Source organism: Bacillus yapensis, assembly GCF_005280205.1.
GTDB lineage: Bacteria > Bacillota > Bacilli > Bacillales > Cytobacillaceae > Robertmurraya > Robertmurraya yapensis.
Window position 1 is genome coordinate 34,692 of sequence record NZ_SUND01000023.1, and the last position, 19,185, is coordinate 53,876.

The 19,185-nt window shown below is 34.6% G+C and carries 19 protein-coding genes and 1 riboswitch; of the genes, 1 reads left to right on the plus strand and 18 read right to left on the minus strand.

What is annotated here, in order from left to right:
* Positions 1-303: 303 nt before the first annotated feature.
* From FAR12_RS21100 to FAR12_RS21170, 14 genes are all read right to left on the minus strand, one after another.
* Positions 304-966, minus strand: a complete 663-nt coding sequence (locus FAR12_RS21100; RefSeq protein ID WP_126410737.1) for a hypothetical protein — start codon at positions 964-966, stop codon at positions 304-306.
* 30 nt (positions 967-996) lie between these two features.
* Complete coding sequence (locus FAR12_RS21105; protein WP_126410738.1) at positions 997-1,713, minus strand: hypothetical protein; 717 nt, start codon at positions 1,711-1,713, stop codon at positions 997-999.
* Positions 1,714-2,195: 482 nt separating this feature from the next.
* On the minus strand, positions 2,196-3,062 hold the full coding sequence (locus tag FAR12_RS21110) for a hypothetical protein (RefSeq protein WP_126410739.1): 867 nt from the start codon (positions 3,060-3,062) through the stop codon (positions 2,196-2,198).
* Between the two features lie 159 nt (positions 3,063-3,221).
* Positions 3,222-3,584, minus strand: coding sequence for an HD domain-containing protein (locus FAR12_RS21115; RefSeq protein ID WP_126410740.1), 363 nt, complete (start codon positions 3,582-3,584; stop codon positions 3,222-3,224).
* 1,095 nt (positions 3,585-4,679) lie between these two features.
* A complete protein-coding gene (locus FAR12_RS21125; RefSeq protein ID WP_126410741.1) occupies positions 4,680-5,903 on the minus strand; it encodes a cation:proton antiporter in 1,224 nt (407 codons plus the stop codon).
* A 217-nt stretch (positions 5,904-6,120) separates the two neighbouring features.
* Positions 6,121-7,491 (minus strand): TrkH family potassium uptake protein, encoded by a 1,371-nt coding sequence (locus tag FAR12_RS21130; protein WP_126410742.1) that lies wholly within the window; start codon positions 7,489-7,491, stop codon positions 6,121-6,123.
* 43 nt (positions 7,492-7,534) lie between these two features.
* The gene (locus tag FAR12_RS21135) at positions 7,535-8,191 is read right to left on the minus strand and encodes a potassium channel family protein (RefSeq protein WP_126410743.1); all 657 of its coding nucleotides are present in this window, start codon (positions 8,189-8,191) and stop codon (positions 7,535-7,537) included.
* Between the two features lie 144 nt (positions 8,192-8,335).
* Positions 8,336-8,776, minus strand: a complete 441-nt coding sequence (locus tag FAR12_RS21140) for a CBS domain-containing protein (RefSeq protein ID WP_126410744.1) — start codon at positions 8,774-8,776, stop codon at positions 8,336-8,338.
* Positions 8,776-9,951, minus strand: coding sequence for a KdpD-like non-kinase potassium sensor (kdpDN, locus tag FAR12_RS21145; protein ID WP_425456224.1), 1,176 nt, complete (start codon positions 9,949-9,951; stop codon positions 8,776-8,778). Before kdpDN ends, FAR12_RS21140 begins: the two co-directional genes overlap by 1 nt.
* A gap of 33 nt (positions 9,952-9,984) precedes the next feature.
* The gene (gene kdpC / locus FAR12_RS21150; RefSeq protein ID WP_126410745.1) at positions 9,985-10,566 is read right to left on the minus strand and encodes a potassium-transporting ATPase subunit KdpC; all 582 of its coding nucleotides are present in this window, start codon (positions 10,564-10,566) and stop codon (positions 9,985-9,987) included.
* Positions 10,567-10,590: 24 nt separating this feature from the next.
* Complete coding sequence (kdpB, locus tag FAR12_RS21155) at positions 10,591-12,603, minus strand: potassium-transporting ATPase subunit KdpB (RefSeq protein WP_246010471.1); 2,013 nt, start codon at positions 12,601-12,603, stop codon at positions 10,591-10,593.
* A gap of 120 nt (positions 12,604-12,723) precedes the next feature.
* On the minus strand, positions 12,724-14,391 hold the full coding sequence (gene kdpA / locus FAR12_RS21160; RefSeq protein WP_126410779.1) for a potassium-transporting ATPase subunit KdpA: 1,668 nt from the start codon (positions 14,389-14,391) through the stop codon (positions 12,724-12,726).
* Positions 14,392-14,414: 23 nt separating this feature from the next.
* On the minus strand, positions 14,415-14,504 hold the full coding sequence (locus tag FAR12_RS24220; RefSeq protein ID WP_126410747.1) for a potassium-transporting ATPase subunit F: 90 nt from the start codon (positions 14,502-14,504) through the stop codon (positions 14,415-14,417).
* Between the two features lie 112 nt (positions 14,505-14,616).
* Positions 14,617-15,015: a hypothetical protein gene (locus FAR12_RS21170; protein ID WP_126410748.1), complete on the minus strand. Its 399-nt coding sequence runs from the start codon at positions 15,013-15,015 to the stop codon at positions 14,617-14,619.
* A gap of 365 nt (positions 15,016-15,380) precedes the next feature.
* A riboswitch (cyclic di-AMP (ydaO/yuaA leader) is annotated at positions 15,381-15,523 on the minus strand.
* A gap of 233 nt (positions 15,524-15,756) precedes the next feature.
* Between FAR12_RS21170 and FAR12_RS21175 the strand changes: the two genes are divergently transcribed.
* Positions 15,757-16,131 (plus strand): Na-translocating system protein MpsC family protein, encoded by a 375-nt coding sequence (locus tag FAR12_RS21175; protein ID WP_126410749.1) that lies wholly within the window; start codon positions 15,757-15,759, stop codon positions 16,129-16,131.
* 407 nt (positions 16,132-16,538) lie between these two features.
* Here the strand turns inward: FAR12_RS21175 and FAR12_RS21180 are convergent, their stop codons facing one another.
* The 4 genes from FAR12_RS21180 to FAR12_RS21195 all read right to left on the minus strand — a co-directional run bounded on the left by FAR12_RS21180 (position 16,539) and on the right by FAR12_RS21195 (position 19,183).
* Positions 16,539-16,799: a hypothetical protein gene (locus FAR12_RS21180; RefSeq protein ID WP_126410750.1), complete on the minus strand. Its 261-nt coding sequence runs from the start codon at positions 16,797-16,799 to the stop codon at positions 16,539-16,541.
* Positions 16,800-16,949: 150 nt separating this feature from the next.
* Positions 16,950-17,177: a hypothetical protein gene (locus FAR12_RS21185; protein WP_126410751.1), complete on the minus strand. Its 228-nt coding sequence runs from the start codon at positions 17,175-17,177 to the stop codon at positions 16,950-16,952.
* Positions 17,178-18,018: 841 nt separating this feature from the next.
* On the minus strand, positions 18,019-18,258 hold the full coding sequence (locus tag FAR12_RS21190; RefSeq protein ID WP_126410752.1) for a hypothetical protein: 240 nt from the start codon (positions 18,256-18,258) through the stop codon (positions 18,019-18,021).
* Positions 18,259-18,334: 76 nt separating this feature from the next.
* Positions 18,335-19,183 (minus strand): DNA adenine methylase, encoded by an 849-nt coding sequence (locus FAR12_RS21195; protein ID WP_126410753.1) that lies wholly within the window; start codon positions 19,181-19,183, stop codon positions 18,335-18,337.
* Between the last annotated feature and the right edge of the window lie 2 nt (positions 19,184-19,185).

Here is a 19,185-nt window from a genome sequence, read left to right on the forward strand (position 1 = left end):
GGAGCATTCGAATCTAATCGTCTGCACCTTTTTCTAAATTTATTCTTATTACGTCTATGGTAGATGAATTTCAAAAAAATAGTGCGGCTATAAAATGGGGTAGCATCAGGAAAACACGGATTTACAACGTTAAGGAAATTCTCATATAAAAAAGCCTAATTTCTCAAAATATATGCTGAGAAATTAGGCTTTTTTCGTTACCTCTTTAAAGCGCGATTGTTTAATAACATTTCCTTTCAAACAACTTACAAGGAGATAGAACTTTTTTTCCCTAACTGAATATTTATGTATGATCTGAATTGTCTATTCTTTCCAAAGATCTATACCATAAACTTTGTTATCATTTTCATCAACTACCAGAATTACCCTTCCGAAATAAGAAATAAAACTTCTAATAAACGGAGAATACTGTAATTCATTATTTGCATACCACCCATAAGGAACAAGTGGAAGAAAGTTACTTTTTTCAAGATAAGTAGAGAAAAGGAAGGTAGCTAATTCTTCAACTTCTTTTGATAAGAGTGGTTGAATCTTTTCCTTATTAACTAGAAAGTATTTTAAATTCTTTTTGAGAGTAGAATTACTTGAAATTCTCTCCTTATATAGTTCTCTAAAAATGGTAACTGCAACATTATCTGATGATTGACCTAGAAACTTTTCTTTAGATGCCTTTTTAACTTTAGAAAGATTAATATAACTGACTTTATCGTCTTCATATTGTAGTAATACTTTTTCATAATGTGGGGCAATTTCTTGTATTATTTGTTGAAGAATCTCATTGTTTGGTACCGGAATAACTGTAACAAATGTATCATCATTACCTAGTAGTATAGATGATAAAAAAAATTGACAAATTGTACTTATTTCATTTGATTCTGGTGGTTTGATTCTCTCAACTCTAATATTTTGATTTGCCACTGAAAAATTCATCTTTGGTGGTTCAATCTCAATAAGCCAGTGTAACATTATCGACACCTCTTACTCTAATACAATATTTTACCACGAAATATCGTAATCTTTAGAGAATTTTTCTAAGTAATACGAACCATATCTACCAATAGCTGTTCCATGAACAGATGCACTATATTTATCTTTAAACGACAAAATTACCTCTCTTGAATTTGACCATGTAGTAGTTGCTGGATTTAAAAAACTTGTCATATCCGCTTCCCAAAACCATATACCATCTTGATAAAAATTCATTTCTAAGTATGCTTCGCTAATAAAATCTGCTACAACACTTGTTTGAGTACAAGTAAATAGTCTCTTGGTTTTCGCAAAAGTACAAGTTATTGTGGCAACACCTTCGGGTGATCTTGCTTGAACGCTGCTTTTAAGGACTCCTGTATTATTATTTATTTCTTCTATTATTGGTGTTATTTCTGTTTGTAAAATTCGATTTATCTCTTCTTCATCATCTTTAGCAGTTATTAGTTTATCTTCTAACTCAGCAAATTCATTATCATTTAAATACTCCCTTAGAAAATCTGTCTGATTTTTCTCTGTATTCCTATACATCATATTATCATTACTCTCATAATAAAAATAAACTTCCTCTAGTACCGTGGTTGTATCGTTGTCTAGATTATCTTGATTATTAGTCGATTCATCATTTAACGAATCATTATCTAGACTCGCGGCATTACTTATTTGTGATGGAAATGTAAGGCAACATCCAATCAATAATACTATTAATAGTTTTCTAAACTTCATACATTATCTCCTCCTAAAAATGATGTAAAAACATTTCATCGATACTTCCTATTCTTTCCATTACCATTATAAGGCAAATTGAAATTTAATGCGTCTATTTATTCAAAATATTAATTAAATTCTATTATTTCAAAATCGATATTTTAATAGTTAATTTTCTATGCAAGAAGATTTGCTGATTTTTTAACGCTTTATTGTAAATTAAACAAATTGCTTATCTCTGTACAATTCCGCTATTAACCATGATTTTATCAGTCTCCTACACTTGTAATAAGATTAAAAAAATACTTTTGTTTGAAAGTATATGTATTTGCTATCAATAGTTCAATTGAAACTTGAAAATGTCATTTTAATAAATATTTCTTCATCCGTACTTAATTTACTCCTATTCTCGTCATCCAAATTAACTCTATTTTCCTAATTAATCTATTGAATAATTGGTCATCCAATTTGATCACTCCTCCAAATTTATAAATATAGAATTACTCAGATTCTTCTAGATTATTTTTAGGCTTTCTTGTGAACGTTTCCAAATACCTATCGCTTTTAATGATCATTTCCGTTCGTTGTTGGTCCTTATATTCATTTTTTCTCAAATTACCGAATACAAGAACATTCTTCCCTACCAGTTGTTTTTCCGTATAAGTGAACTCCTTCCAGTGCTTCTGGAAGATAACAATGGTGAAAGGTACTGAGTTTTCTTCTAGGGTGATGTACATAACCTTTTCTAACTTGATTAGTTTTGTCACCTTTCCATAAACAAAGTATCCGACGTTCTGAAGAATATTGTCATTCCATAAAAGTTCATGGGCTTGCTCCTGGTTAACTACTAATTCAGATATGGGCACCTTTCTTCCTCCGCCGACATTTACTAGAATTGACGATAATATATCAGGTTCATATTCTGTAAGAAGCTTTACAACCCCTTTAACAGAGCTAATAGATTGAGGTGTCAGATTTTCATTTTTCAACTTCACTTCTTTTTTCTTTTTTTCGGTTTGCTCCCTCTCGGTTGTATTTTTCTCCTTATCTGGGTCTAACCCACTCATACTTAGTCGAATGACAATTTCTTTTACCCCTTTATTCAAAACTTCTGCCTGATACTCCTTTACTTTTGAAATTGTTTCAACAAGGTCCAGCCGTTGATAAAAACCACAATCAGACACATGTTTAGAATCTCCTTTTCCGGACGTCTTAAAATGTGCCACTCTCCCATCTTCAACTGCGTCAATGTAGATTAATGGAGCATTACAATTTTTATCGAGACAATATATCCTGGTCCCATGTGTAGATTCATTGTATTCTGAAGCCGAAATAATTCCTCCGTTATGCAACTTCGCTGATAACATACCAATTCCCCTTTCCACATGAAAAAAGACGCACGTTCCCTAGAAATTAAGGGAATGTGCGTCCTCCGCCACATTTCGAATATTTGTTATTAGTTATAATAAATTATAGCATGGTAGCTAATAACCTTTCAACCTGTATACGAGAGTTTAAAGGTTATTCTATAGCTTTGCAATTGAATTTATACCGATATTTTTAGCAGTTTCATTTAATGTTTCTGTATATTCAAATATTTTGTTTTGAAATTGATTCACTATTTCATTTATATTTTGTTGAAAAAACTTGATTAGTTCTCCCATATCCTTCAGAGTATCACCCGACTTCTGAATACGAGCTTCTACAAACAAATCATGGCCACCAATTGGTAGTTCAGTAAAGTCTTTTACCGTAATCAACGCATAATCCTCATTTGTTTCTACAAGGATCAACGCTGCTTTGTCTGTTTGTTGGATGATTTCTTGTGCCAATTTTGATGCTCCAAATACTTCTGTTATTTTTTGATTCAAAATTTCGTTGTTTAACATGTTCATTCCTCCAAGTGTGTGTTTTCATATATTTAAAGAAGTAGAGTTATTATAAAAGAGATAACTATACTACATTCTTCCTACTAATTTTAAAGCTTATTTCGATTTCCATATTTGCTGTACTTTGCAGCTTAATAAAGTTACTTCAATTTTCTTCTATTGCCTGTTTACTTTAGCCGCTGGACGTATAGTGCAATACTTCCATATTTCAAAGAACATTTTCTGAATAGAAATGAAGATTTCTCTATAGATCATTAGCAATATATTTTTTCCCTCTAGTAAGCTAAAAATAACAAGTATGGGAGAAAAACAGACGAAAATAATGATGAATGGTACCAGTAGTCCTACACCAAATATCGTTAAAAATAACTTATTAAGTATTTTCACTTTAATCGCTCCTTTGTAGGATATCGTTATTCATTCCATTGAAAACTCTTTAACATTCCTTACGCCCCATAGCTACTCATAAGCCACAAGCTAATTGAGTTCTATTAAATAGAATATTTCCTCCCAATTATAGTTCGTTCAGGATGTTCATAAAGATTGTCCAGCCACATGGAGTAATCGTAAGTTACTATGATGTCCGCGCCCGGACAACCTGCATGTAAACTATCTAACAAAACGGCCAACTCTCTGTGGTCCTTTTCTGTATAATTATGACGTAAACCATAACTTTTCCCTTAAATAAAGCATAAAGTTTCCAGACTTAGAGCCACCTAATTTTAATCGCACTCTTTAGCCAATTTTTCTATTCTCACTTCTTATCTTTTTATGAAATGGAGTTGCAGTAGCCATAAATAGATATTTTAGGAACGTTTATGATTTATTTTTTTGATTATGGAAATTTTATGGTTTATTCTATTTTTGTGTCATATTCTGCTGTTCCTACACCCTTTTAAAAACTACTCTTTGCACTAATTTTTACTTTTTAACAACCGCACCCACTTTAAATTCAAATAGAAAAACAATCCACCTGGATTTGGTAGCCCAATATGTATCTCTCTACTCTTTGTTTATGAAATTACATTTTGCATCTTAGCAACCACTCTTATCCTTAATGTTCTTCTAGTTCCTAATATAAACTTAAATAGCAGGCTAATCTCTTTTATCTGTAATCCTCATTTTTTTAATTAAGGGTGATATGGTCAATCCTTGGATTAATAAGGAAAACAATACCACACTGAATGTTAGAATTAGGATTTCCTCTCTCCCATCAAAGGTGCGTGGAAGACTTAATGCCAGAGCAATTGATAAACTGCCCTTTACTCCCCCCCAATTTAGAATCACTTTATATTTTTCCGAAAACCCTTTGAGCGGGGCAAGACTTATATAGAGAGCGATTGTCCTCGAAATTAAGACTATTAGTATGGCAAGTGCAATGTATCCCCATTTTTCAGCAAGATGAACGTTTTTTATCTCCAGTCCAATCATCAAGAAAATTAAGCTATTTGCAAAAAATGTAATGGTATCAAAAAAAGAATCTATATTCATTTTGGTAGTTGAAGACATACCAATTTTCCTTCCGTAATTACCTAAAATTATCCCAGACACCACGATTGCAATGACACCTGATACATGGAAATGCTCAGCTACAAAGTAACTTCCAAAGAACATAAGAACTGAAAGTGCAATTTCTAAAGGGTAATCATCATAAATTCTGACTATCTGCGAAAAAATGAAACCTGACACACCACCGATAATAATTCCACCAATGCTAAATTTTAAGAACAACAATAGCCCTTGAGAAAGGCCGACAATCCCCATATCTAAATATGAAATGAGAAATACAGTAGATATTTGGAATAGTACAACAGATACTCCATCATTAAAAAGTGACTCTCCTTCAATTATTGTTACTAGTTTTTTGGGTACCCCTAGTGATTTGAAAATTGAAATGACACTGATTGGATCCGTTGCACTCATTAAAGAAGCAAATGTAAAAGCTGCGACAATAGGAAGACCGATGAGGTAATACGCTCCTAAACCAATTAGAAGGAATGATAATAGTGTGCCTCCGATTGCTAAGGCAATTATTGGCTTTTTTTCTTCCCTTAATTGTGAAAACGGTAGTTTTAAGGAAGCGTCTCCTAATAAAATCGGTAAGAATAATGATATGATAATAACCTGAAAAACGTCAGATTGTACTATAAACTGTTCGGCCTCATCTAAGTAAGGTATTTCAGTTAGACCTAAGATCAGACCTACTATCACCAGCGCTATCGAATATGGCCGCTTTAACAATTTTGCAATCGCAATAACCGCTAATGAAATCACCAAAAGAACAAGTATTTGAATAAATGTTTCATTGAAATGGTGCATAAGATTTCTCCTTACCATTATTTAAGTTCGATTTTTATGATGTACAAACTCTACAATTATTTTCTTCGTCCCGTTTATTAATATACGAATCGATTTACTAGAAGAATGTCTCCTTTATATAGAAAGTAAGTGCGGTAATCCTATAAGGATCACCGCACTTACTCATACCTTTTTATTCCCCTGTTTAACATAACTAATTTTACTCCAAAAAATAGCTTTATCCTATCATAATCTTCTCTTCGACATACTTAAAAGGCTGTTTTTTGGTTGCTCTTGCCAATGCAAAGGCGATAGTAAGTGGCCCCACTCTTCCAATAAACATCATGAAAGAAATTAGCACTTTCCCTGCTGGACTTAACTCTGGAGTCAGTCCTAGAGACATTCCTACAGTTCCAAATGCTGAAATAACCTCAAATAATAGAACATTGAGAGGAGCATCCTCCGTGATTGTTAATATAAACAATATAAAAAATACAAGTGCAGTAGAATAAACAGTAATTGAAAATGCTCTAAAAACTAAATCATTTGGCAAACGTCTTCCCATTACATTTACTTCATCTCTTCCCCTAATTAGTGTCCATACAGCAAGTACAATAATTACAAATGTCGTCACCTTGATACCTCCTGCTGTCCCCCCTGACCCACCTCCTATAAACATAAGAAGCATTGTAACAAATTGGGAACTTAGGGTCATATCAGCCGTATTCAATGAATTAAAACCTGCAGTCCTCGGAACTACACCATGGAAGTAAGCTCCTAATATTTTGTCTTTTAGCGCTAAGCTTCCTAAAGTACCTGGGTTATCGTATTCCAAAATTAATATAATAATCGTAGCTAGAACATTCAAAATCAATGTAATTAATAATACTAATTTCGAATGAAGAGAGAGTTTTTTCAATGATTTTTTCTTTACTAAATCCAATATTACTGTATAACCTATTCCACCAATAATTAATAGTGAACTAAGGGTTAAAATGACTGTTACATCCCCTACGTAACCGGTCATGCTACTAAATCCACCCATAAGATCAAACCCGGCATTATTAAAAGCCGAAACAGAATGAAATAGACCATAAAAAAGGGCTTTGGGAAATCCAAAATCTGATATCCAACGGAAGGATAGAACCACCGCTCCAATTAATTCAAGTAATAGAGTAAAACCTACTACGAATTTTACTAGTCTAACCATTCCTTCTAGCGAGAGCTGATTAAGCGATTCTTGGATCATGAGCCTGCCCTTTAGGCCAATATTTTTCCCAAGAAACAAAGCTATTAGAATTCCGACTGTCATAAAACCAAGCCCTCCAATTTGGATGAGAACCATTATGACAATTTGACCAAACATAGTAAATGTCGTATGTGTATCAACAACTACTAATCCGGTCACACAAACCGCTGAAGTTGCTTCAAACAAGGCATCAATAAATGACAGATAGTGTCTATCCTTTGTGGAAAATGGAAGCATAAGCAATAATGTACCCACAAAAATAAGACCCAAAAATCCTAATGTCAAAGTTTGAGCAGGGTTAATTTTAATCCACTGATTTTCAAACTCGATTGATTTGAATTTTTTGAAACTTTTATTCATATTTGTATCTCCTAACTTATATGTAGATATTGCAGTTTATAGTCTATACACCTTCTTCTTCAAATCTTCTAATGTCATCGTTATGTCCAATGACGATCAAGATGTCCCCTTCAAGAATTTTATCTTCAGCTGCCGGAGATATCATAACTTGTTTTCCTCTTTTAATAGCTACTATCATACATCCAAATCTAGCCCTTATATCTAACTCAAGCAATGTCTTAACATGAATTCGATCTGTAGCAACAATTTCAATTATACTGTGGTCTTTGGATAACTCAATATAATCAATAATTTTTTCTGAAACAATATAGTGTGCAATCCTCTTTGCCATATCCCTTTCAGGATGAATAATTCGATTAACACCAATTTTCTCAAGCACCTTATGGTGATAGTCATTTTGCGCTTTTGTCCAAACCTGCTTAACTCCCATTTCTTTTAACATTAAAGATGTTAGAATACTTGCCTCAATATCATCACCAAATGATACAAAAACGTGATCGAAATTTCGAATACCAAGTTGTTTTAAGGCATTTTCATCAATTGCATTTACTTGAAGACTATGTGTAGCATATTCAATCACGTCATTTACTTTCTCTATGTCCTTATCGATAGCAAGTACTTCTACCCCTAATTCGTAAAATTCTTTTACAATACTACCTCCAAATCGTCCCAAACCAAATACAGCAAATTGTTTTTTCAATGACAGCTCATCCTTTCAAAATAGAGGACCTTATTGTTTGTAGTGAAGACTTAAATAAGTCCGCAAAGTCAGATCAGAAGTTCTCTTTATTTTTTCCATCATTAGTAAAACAATTCACTCCCTTCAGAGGGACATCTCTATAGCTTAGGACTTTGTTTTGTGATATTCTTTCTGATTCAAGACCTTAAATAATTGGTTGGCACAGTACTCAATAATCTCTCTTCTTCTGATAATGCCTATGAAAATACCATTATCGTCAACTACAGGTACAAAGTTTTGTTCTTTTGCTCTTGCAATTATTGCCTCCATTTCTTCATTAACAGAAATCGGTTCATTTTTGACATGGAGAGGTATTTCTGAAAGCATAATTTGATCGGTATTTCTAAAATTTAGATCCGGTGTATTTTTTAGCTTCCACAATAAATCCCCTTCCGTTAAAGTACCAATATACTTTCCATCATGATCGATAATAGGAATCGCCGAATACCTATGGTATTCCATTTTTTCTAATGCTTGTCTCATTGTCCTATTAAAGTTTAAGTAAACTACTTCTGATTTCGGTAAAAGAAAAAATGCAATATTCATTATTGTACACTCCTTCCATCTGCCACTATATGAATATCAATGTTTGACGTCTTTCTCATAATTGTATTTACAATTGAGCCTTTTTTTATTTCTTCCCATCTTGTTCTTGCCGATTGTCCTAAAAGGATTTGAGTAATAAAATGTCGCTTTGCCACTTCAATAATGACATCTGAAGGTTTCCTATTATTTTGTTGCTCAAGAATAAAGCTTGCATGAAATTGTTTTGCAAGCTCCTGCCATTGTTCGATTTTCCGTTTTTTCTCCAGTGAAAAGTGCTCTGGGTTTTCACTTGTAACATTAAGAATATATAGCTCTGCTTTCAAACGATTGGCCATTCGCCAACCTCTTCTAATCAACTTTTCAGCTGTTGGTCCATAATGGACACATACGAGTATTTTTTCATGGATTCCGATTGGACCATCCAGTAATTTTCCGCTTGTTTGTTCAATTTTTTCATCAACTTCGTTGGCAATCTCTCGGAGAGCTAGTTCTCGAAGCGCAGCAAGATTAGTGGTCGTGAAAAAATTACGCAAGCTTTGCTCGATTTTATTGCTCGAATAGATTTTCCCCTCCGCCAGGCGTTTCCTTAAAGCTTCAGGTGTAACATCAATTAATTGGAGTTCATTAGCCTTTTGTAAAAAGGTATCAGGTACTCTTTCTCTTACAACAATTCCCGTAATTTGTTGGACGATATCATTTACACTTTCAATATGTTGAATATTCATAGCAGACATCACATCGATTCCTGCCTCTAATATTTCTTCTACATCCATGTATCTTTTGGGATGGTTAGAACCAGGAATATTCGTATGAGCAAGCTCGTCTACAATGACGAAATCAGGTTTTCGCTGAATAATTGCGTCAACATCTACTTCATAAAATGATTTTCCTTTGTATATAATTTCTTTTAATGGGATAATCTCTAAATCTTTTATTAAGGCTTCTGTGTCTTTTCGCTTATGGGCTTCAATAAAGGCGATGACTACATCGTTGCCTTCAGAGCGTAAATCATGGGCTTCCTGAAGCATTTTATAGGATTTACCAACCCCAGGTGCTGCTCCTATATATAGTTTTAGTTTTCCTCTTTTTGACTCACCTATATCACGCAGGTATTCCTCCGGAGTTTTTCTACGAAAATAAGGGTGATTGTCAGCCATCCATAGCACCTCCAGCATGAAGACCCCGACGAAGAGTCGAGGTATCTCCTATTACTCAGCCATATTCTTTAATTCTAAGTTAAGTGTTAAAACATTCACTCGTTCCTCACCAAATAAACCTAATTCTCTTCCTTCTATATACATCGAGATTAGTTTATTTAGCTGTTCTACTGATATCCCGGTTATGCTAGAAATTCTTTTTACTTGAGCATAAGCTGCTGCCGGACTAATATGTGGATCAAGTCCTGACCCTGAGTTAGATAAAAGGTCGATTGGAACATCAGATATCGGTGTATCTGGATTGTTTTCCTTCCAGGCCTCTATCGATTCCTTTGTACGATTAATCATATCCTCGTTTGATGGAGCATAGTTATTTGATCCTGAGCTTGCACCATCGTAATCGATACTTGATACCCTTCCGTGAAAATATGCTGGATCTGTAAAACTTTGACCAATCAATTTAGAGCCAATAATCTCATTTTCCTCACTATATATCAAACTGCCATCTGCTTTATCAGGCATAATTGCTTGTGCAATTCCTGTTACTGTTAGAGGATACGTTAATCCACATAAAACCATGATAAGAAAACTAGTTCGTATGATCGGACCGAACATTTTTTGTTTTTCTTCCATTAAATATTACCTCTTTTCTACTCTTTATATGAATAATCCAACCATAAGATCAATGAGTTTAATCCCGATAAATGGAACAAGCATTCCACCTAATCCATAAATAGTTAGATTTCTACGTAATAACGCATTTGACTTCATTGGTTTATAGGTAACACCCTTCATTGCCAACGGAATCAGCAATGGAATAATGAGAGCATTAAAGATTAATGCAGAGAGAATTGCTGACATTGGCGAATCCAAACGCATGATATTTAATACACCCATTTCTGGTATAGCAATCATAAACATTGCTGGGATAATGGCGAAATATTTGGCAATGTCGTTAGCGATACTAAAAGTCGTTAATGCTCCACGTGTCATTAATAACTGCTTCCCAATCGATACAACCTCAATGATTTTCGTAGGATTAGAGTCAAGATCTACCATATTAGCCGCTTCCTTCGCCGCAGTTGTGCCACTATTCATCGCTAATCCGACATCTGCTTGTGCCAAAGCTGGCGCATCATTCGTACCATCACCCGTCATGGCAACAAGTTTCCCTTGCGACTGTTCATATTTAATCACTTCGATCTTATCTTCCGGTTTACACTCTGCAATAAATTCATCTACACCAGCTTCTTTTGCAATCGTTGCAGCTGTGAGTGGGTTATCACCGGTACACATAACCGTTTTGATCCCCATTTGCCGTAATTGTTCAAAACGCTCTCTCATACCTGGCTTAACGGTATCCTTTAAATAGATTAAACCATAGATTTTATTTTCACAGGCTACAGACAGTGGCGTTCCTCCTTCCTTAGCAATCATATTTGCTTTTTCATCTAAATCCTTTGGAATACTTCCACCTTTGGCAATGACCCATTGTTTCACTGCATCTACTGCACCTTTTCGAACCTGTAGACCATTTTTTAAATCCATCCCACTCATGCGTGTTTCTGCTTTAAATTCAATAAACTGTCCATCTGCCGCAACTTGGTCATCATATTTTAATCCCTTTTGCTTCATTAATACTAAAACAGAGCGGCCTTCTGGCGTCTCATCTTTTATTGAACTAATAGCTGTCCATTGAACAAGATCCTGGATTTTTTCATCTCCTACAGGAATGAACTCACTTGCCATCCGGTTCCCAAATGTAATAGTACCTGTTTTATCGAGAATAATCGTATTAATATCTCCAGCCGCTTCTACTGCTTTTCCCGACATCGCAAGGACATTGAATTGTGTCACACGGTCCATACCAGCGATTCCGATCGCTGATAATAATCCACCAATCGTCGTTGGAATTAAGCAAACCAACAATGCGATTAATACAGGGATTTCCAAGCTAAATCCCAGGTATTTTGTAAAAAACGGTAATGTTACCACAACAATCATAAAAATAAGCGTTAAGCTTGTTAAAACTGTATTTAGCGCAATTTCATTAGGCGTCTTTTGACGTTCCGCTCCTTCAACAAGTGAAATCATTCGATCAAGAAATGATTCACCCGGATCACTAGTGATTCGAACTTTAATACTATCACTCACAACTCTTGTACCGCCTGTAACTGAGTTGAAGTCTCCACCTGCTTCCTTAATGACTGGTGCAGATTCACCAGTGATTGCAGATTCATCTACAGATGCTAATCCTTCGATTACCTGACCATCACCAGGAATCATTTCACCTTGCGTAACAAGGACAATGTCTCCTTTTCGTAGATTTGTAGAAGGTACTACTTCAATTTCTCCGTTTGGCATAAATCTGTTTGCCATAATATCTTTTTTGGAATTCTTTAATGAATCTGCTTGCGCCTTCCCTCGCCCTTCAGCAATCGCTTCTGCAAAATTTGCAAATAATACTGTAAAAAGAAGAATAAAGGTTACCGTGATATTAAACCAAGGTGCGATCTGACTAGCCCCAAATGCATCAGGCGCAAATGAGAGTATAAGTGTAATCAAAAACCCTATTTCCACAACAAACATGATTGGGTTTTTGATCATTTTTCTCGGATCGAGCTTTAGAAAGGATTCTTTTAACGCTTGTTTCACCATCGCATTATTCATCGTTTTATTACTTCCACCTTTTTTATTAGGTTGATTGTATGAGAGATTACTCAAACTCCTATTTTGAGGGAAATCATTTCCATTTTCCCTTTGTAAATTACTCATAAGATTGCCTCCAATCTATAATGTTAAAAATTCAGCAACTGGTCCAAGTACGAGTGTCGGGAAGAAAGTTAGTGCTCCAACAATTAAGATGGTTCCGACTAAGATCACCCCGAAGAGGGAAGTATCTGTACGGAATGTGCCTACCGTTTCTGGAACCAATTTTTTCGAAGCCAATGAACCAGCTACAGCTAACATTGTTACCAGACCGAAGAAGCGTCCAATATACATTACGATCCCCGTTGATATATTCCAAAATGAAGTATTATCTCCAAGTCCCTCAAAGCCTGAGCCGTTATTTGCCGCTGAGGAAGTGTACTCGTATACAACCTGAGTTAATCCATGGAAACCTGGATTTGAAATCCCGTCGCTACCTAGTGGCGTAAATAACGCGATGGCTGAAGCACCGAGAATTAACAATGGCTGCAGGATTAAAGTAATGGCAATCAGCTTCATTTCTTTTCCTTCGATTTTCTTTCCTAAAAATTCCGGAGTTCGACCAACCATTAAACCAGACAGAAAGACTGCTATCATCGCATACATGAGGACGTTAATAAATCCTGCACCTACTCCACCGAAAACGGTATTTAACATCATATTAGAAAGTGTAATTAATCCACTTATCGGTGTAAGAGTATCATGCATACTATTTACCGCTCCCGTCTCAGATGCAGTAGTGACCACCGCATAAAGCACAGATTGCCCTGTACCAAAGCGAACTTCCTTCCCTTCCATACTTCCTTGATCATGTTGCATACCTAAATCGTTTAATATTGGGTTCCCTTGATATTCGTAAGCAAGTGACGTCCCCAATAACACAACAAACATCATCGCCATAGATACAAATAAGACTCGACCTTGTTTCTTATTACCTACCATTCTTCCATAAGCAAATGGCAATGAAGTAGGTAATAGCATCATCAATAAGATTTGCATAAAATTACTAATCGCGTTTGGGTTTTCAAAAGGATGTGCAGAGTTTACTCCAACAAATCCACCACCATTGTTTCCCAACTCTTTTATCGATAAGAATGAACCGATCGGACCTCGTGCGATACTTTGCTCTGCACCTTCAACTGTATGAGCTGTTACAGTCGGTTCAAGTGTTTGTGGAACACCAAGTGCTACAAAAATTAATCCTGTAATAAATGCGATCGGCAACAATACTCTTGTAATCGAGCGAACTAAGTCTACATAAAAATTGCCTAGTTTATTTCCCGCAAGACCACGAACAAATGCCATTACCACTGCCAATGCTGTTCCTGGAGCTACGAACATCATAAATAGGATTCCAATCATTTGCGATAAATAGGAAAGCCCACTTTCACCGCTATAATGCTGTAAGTTTGTATTTGTCATAAAACTAATAGCTGTATTAAAAGCAAGTGTTGGTTCCATTCCTGCTATATCACCTGGATTTAAAGGCAATATCCCTTGGAATCTAAAAACCATGTATACTAGCACAATCATAAAAGCATTAGCTAAGACAGCAGCTAGAGCATATTGCTTCCAGCTTTGGTTAACTTGTTTGATTCCCCCAATTTTATAAAGTAACTTTTCAAATGGACCATAAATCTTATCTAGACCTGTTTGTTGATAATCAAAAGCTTTTACTAAATAAATTCCCATTGGCTTTGCTAGTAAGGCTACCACCAAAAGGGTGATGACAATTGAAAGTATGGTCATACTCACCTGAATTTCCCTCCAACCTAAAATTTCTCTGGATTAACTAACACATATAGTAAATAAAGAGCTGTGCCCGCGATTAATAAAAGCAATACTTCAGACATTCTTTTCATCTCCTTGATCAACCACTTTTGAAGACCATTCTGTAAGGCCAACCATCAATATGGGCAGAACAATAAAAAGTGCAACCATAATTCCATCTAGCATTCTCGTTTCCTCCTAACATCAGTTTTCATGAAGCAAGAATCTATAATTTGTACTTTTCGAATGAATGACGTACTTGGCACCTACCGAATAATAAAGTCTTAATTTATAAAGTTCTTTTGTAATTACAATAATCGGTGCTGAAGTACTTCGGCTTATAAGCTGAATCATTTTGCAGGTGGCTGGGATCTCATCTTCGAAAATCAGCACTTTTTTCACAACAGAATTCAAATGAATATATCGATTTGTTGGACTAATTTGAAATATTTGATGAAACCCAATACTTCTTAGATAACTGCAAACTTCATCATCAAAAGAGACAAAGATGAATCGACAATTGGAATGCAGTTGGGACTCTAAATCTTGCAAAATCTCAAAAGTCGGAATACAAAGTAGCAAAGGTTCTTCGGATAAATTCACTATCTCCCCCCCTTTCAACCTATTTATTGGCGAATTCTCTGTTCTCCCGAAAAAATTAACAAAACCATAAAAAAATAGACCAATGCTTACTTTTTCCCCAGATTGAATACAAGAATCCTCAGGATATGAATGGCAATAAAATATGCCACTTCATAAGAATGATTCATGTCTTTCAATTTTGATTGGAGAAAAAGCACACATTGGTCTACGTAGCGCCCAGCAAGCATATTGCTCTCTTTGCGCTCTGTCTTCCATGTTTACTTTTTCCATATAGGCATAATAAAAAGACCTACATAAATACTCAGACTGTTTTTTAGCTGATTTTAAGACAGCAAAAAAACCCCCTGATGTAAGGTGGTCTTGTGGACCTCCTTCGCTTTAGCCGACGAAGTTAGCTGACGGGTAGGATGGCGAAAGAGTCTCTCATCCCTTCTACATCAAGTAGAATTAACCCCAAAAAATTGGTTCCTCCGCTCCCGAATTATTCGGGATTAGGCCGAAAATTAAATTGTTTCGTTTATGTGGAATATAATACTCTCGCTTATTTTATTTGTAAATAGCCGAAAAACACTAAAATAGTTCGAAATTCAGTTATATTATCGTCATTTTGTGATGTTATCTTTAAATTCCTAACTATTTCGCATTTTTTCGCAGGATTTTAAAAAACTTTTTCTTGTTGACAATTTGAAGAGGACGCCAGTATGATAATGCACAGATTAAAATCTTTCATTGGAGGATTATATGGCAATAACAAAAAAGAAGCTAGAAGCTGATATCAGCGAAGAATTTATCAGACTTCAAAGAGATCTCATTGGCCGAGGACCTCAAGAAACGAGGACTTATATCTTACATGATATGGTAATTGTTCGTTTCAAAGGTGTTCTTACAGTCGAGGAAAAGCACCTAGTTGCTAGTGTAGAAGGAAGAAAATTAGTAAAACATGCAAGACAACTTTTACGAGAAATGTACAGCAAAAAGTTTGAGGAAATAGTAGAGAGATATACTAAGTGTAAAGTCCTTTCCAGTCATAGTGATATTAGTACAAACATTGGAGAAAGAATTGAAGTATTTGTTCTCGATAAAGATTTAGAGAAGATGTTAGAGCAAGGATTATAAAAATGAGGTTTTCTCTTAACTCTAAGGATACTAAGAGAAAACCCTTTTTATGGGAAATACTTTAAGTAGTTGTTATATTAAACATTATTGTGAAAAAGAAATTAGCATCCCATATTGAAATATGCTGCTTACGACAGTTTAATAAATTCGATAAATAACATTAATCCCTCTTTGATTAATGCTACCTGTTACTTTAATGTCAACTTTCGTACTTCCGAAATCATAAACCTCTCTTCTGTAGGTTTTTAGCATGTCTTAATTTATCGATTGTGCCTTATAAACCAGCATTTTTGGTTTCTGAAGAAACCTATTAGCTATATAAAAGAGTGAGATATTATTCAGCCTCTAATTCAATATAGTGGCCCGATTGTTTAACTATCCTGCTTCTATAGTTGAAGAAGAAATTTTTATTTAAAGGCTGTTCTTATTTCTTTTATTGCATCTTTAATTTTGTCTACTTGTGCAAAATGAGGGTGATTAACCTCGGAAAGTATTCTCTCTAATACAAACTTAAGTTCGCCCAAATACTCCGAGGAAGTTGTATATGTATTGTAAGAGAAGAATTTTATCTCTTCTGCCAATTCTACTTGGCTTATTTTCATTAACTCTTCATATAAGAGTTTTGCGAACTCTTTCATATCATCTAAGCTTTCAAAATTCCTCCCCATTTTTTTCAACTCCTTTTATCCTTCTTCAAGTAAACTGCTCCTTTCGCACAATAAGAAAAGCTGCCACATTGACAGCTTCGATCTTCAACTCTTGCCCCCGTTTTGTTTAAGTACAACTTTTTACAATCTAGAATAGCTATAATAATAAAATTATTTTTTCATTACTATCAAGAATATACCTAATCCAGCAACTGCAATTAGTAAGAATAAAGAAACAGTCGGTATTCCAAAATCCGTTCCCCAACTTAATTGTCCATCTTTAGTTGCTATATATGATGCTGAAGCTTTAATGGAATCGGATAATTGTTGTATTGAATACGCGATAATTCCCGTAATAATCGCCTGTGCAATAAGAAAATACCCTAATAAATCTCTCAAATAATTTTCCTCCTTAAGTTGGTTAGTATAAATTTCGACAAGGAGAGAAATTATCCCTTTTTAATCTAACCTCCTTCTTAGCACAATAGGGACTGCCAAAACTAAAACTTCTTCTTTCGTTTATGCCACCCATTAGATCAATACTAGGATAGAAATAAATCATAAGCATTTAGAAATATGAACAATTTTTTTAATTCGAATAAGGTTCCCTGAATATATTAGTACTTCGTTGACTGTGAATAACTCGTTCAAAGAGAATTTCATCTGGAATATCAAAATGAACTAATATACGGACAAACTCGTCATTATTGTATATTTCTTCCAGATAATATTTTCTCCCTTTTTTAGTTCGGTTTGCACTGCAAGTAATAATATGAAAGTCACTGTGTTTTTTAGCATAATCAATAATTACCTTTAAGATAGAATGCTTTAGAATGTTAGGTCCTTGTTTTGGTTGTAGCTTCTTATCGTTTTTATAGTTCAATTCCTATTTCTTACTTAGCCTTATTGCTATGTATAGAAGTAAACCAAATGCACCGCCACCAAGTATAACTAAACCATACTCTGATAAACTCATAACTAGTCCAACAGAAATTATTATTCCAAGTAATATAGACCAAAATATTTGCATTAACTTATTCTACTTATGCTGCTTTATATATTTAATCCTTATATAATTAAAATTTTTCACAGTAAAAAAGAGCAACTTAACCGCCACTCTTTCAGTAAAATTCTATATTCATTAATTAATATCCTTCTTCAACTTAACTGCTTACTATAGTTCAATAAGAAAAGGCTGCCGTAATTGCAGCCTTTTCTTGAAGGAAAGCACCCCGGTAGTTCAACAAACACTTATAATCAATGTTCCATCTGGATTAACTGTGACCAATGGATATTCAGGTGAGTTTTCTCCAGTAAGAATACTTTCTTTATCAAGAATCTTTGATAGATTTTTCATAAATTCAAAGACAGCATTAGCCTCATATTTACTTTTAACTTCTTTTGGGTCAATATTGAATTCAATCTCATCTACTGAAAAGAAATGGCAATTAATCAAAACACCATTAATGTTAATAGACATTAAGTTACATTTTAAAGTATAAGTTTGTCATCTATCCTTTTAAAGCATAAGCATGGCATAGTGACATTTTTATGCTTTAAGTAACAAAAAAATCTATAAGTGAAATGATTAAGTAAAATAAAGCATAAGCTTTCCAAACGGAAAACTTATGCTTTACGTCACAATAATAACAATGGTATATATCTTTTCCTTTTTTTACATATGGGGGGTCAAGGAAGATAGTTGAATCATCTGACCAATAGGCTTCTTCTATTAAATCTATAGCATTTTCTTGCGTCACAACAATATTATCACTCAACGAATGAATTTTTTCTATTCTTCTAATTAGTTCTCCCGGGTTCCTTCTCGAAAGCAGGTCCTTAACAGTGCCCTTTCTTCCTCCAAGAGGATTAGCCTTTGGTACACCACTATACGCTAATCGATTAACCAACAGCGAAGACCAAGCAGCTTCTACCATATCTGCTCCTTCATAGTCAGACAAAATAACATCTTGTGCCTTAAAGTAAGCCTCATGAGTAGGTTGAACAGTTTGAATGCGTTCAATAATCTCGTGTGGATAATGCTTCATTAACCACCAAAAAGAAAACACTCCTGTATCTAGGTCATTTAAATGCAGTTGTTCAACAATTCCCGCATTGAGCATTGCTAACTCAAAACTTCCTCCACCCGTGTAAGGTGATACGATTTTTTTGGACTTGGTTTCCTGAAGGTGAGTGTACAAATATTCAACTATTCTACTCTTCCCTCCTGGATATCTGTACGGTGACATACGTTTTGACAATCTCTTTCCTAAAGGTGAAATTTTAATTTTTTCTGCATGTTTATCCTCTAAAATAAGTTTAAACCTGTGTTTAGTTGTTTGTTCATTTAGATAAGTATACCCATCACAAATTTCACACCAAAACCCTTGTTCAATAGAATCCATTT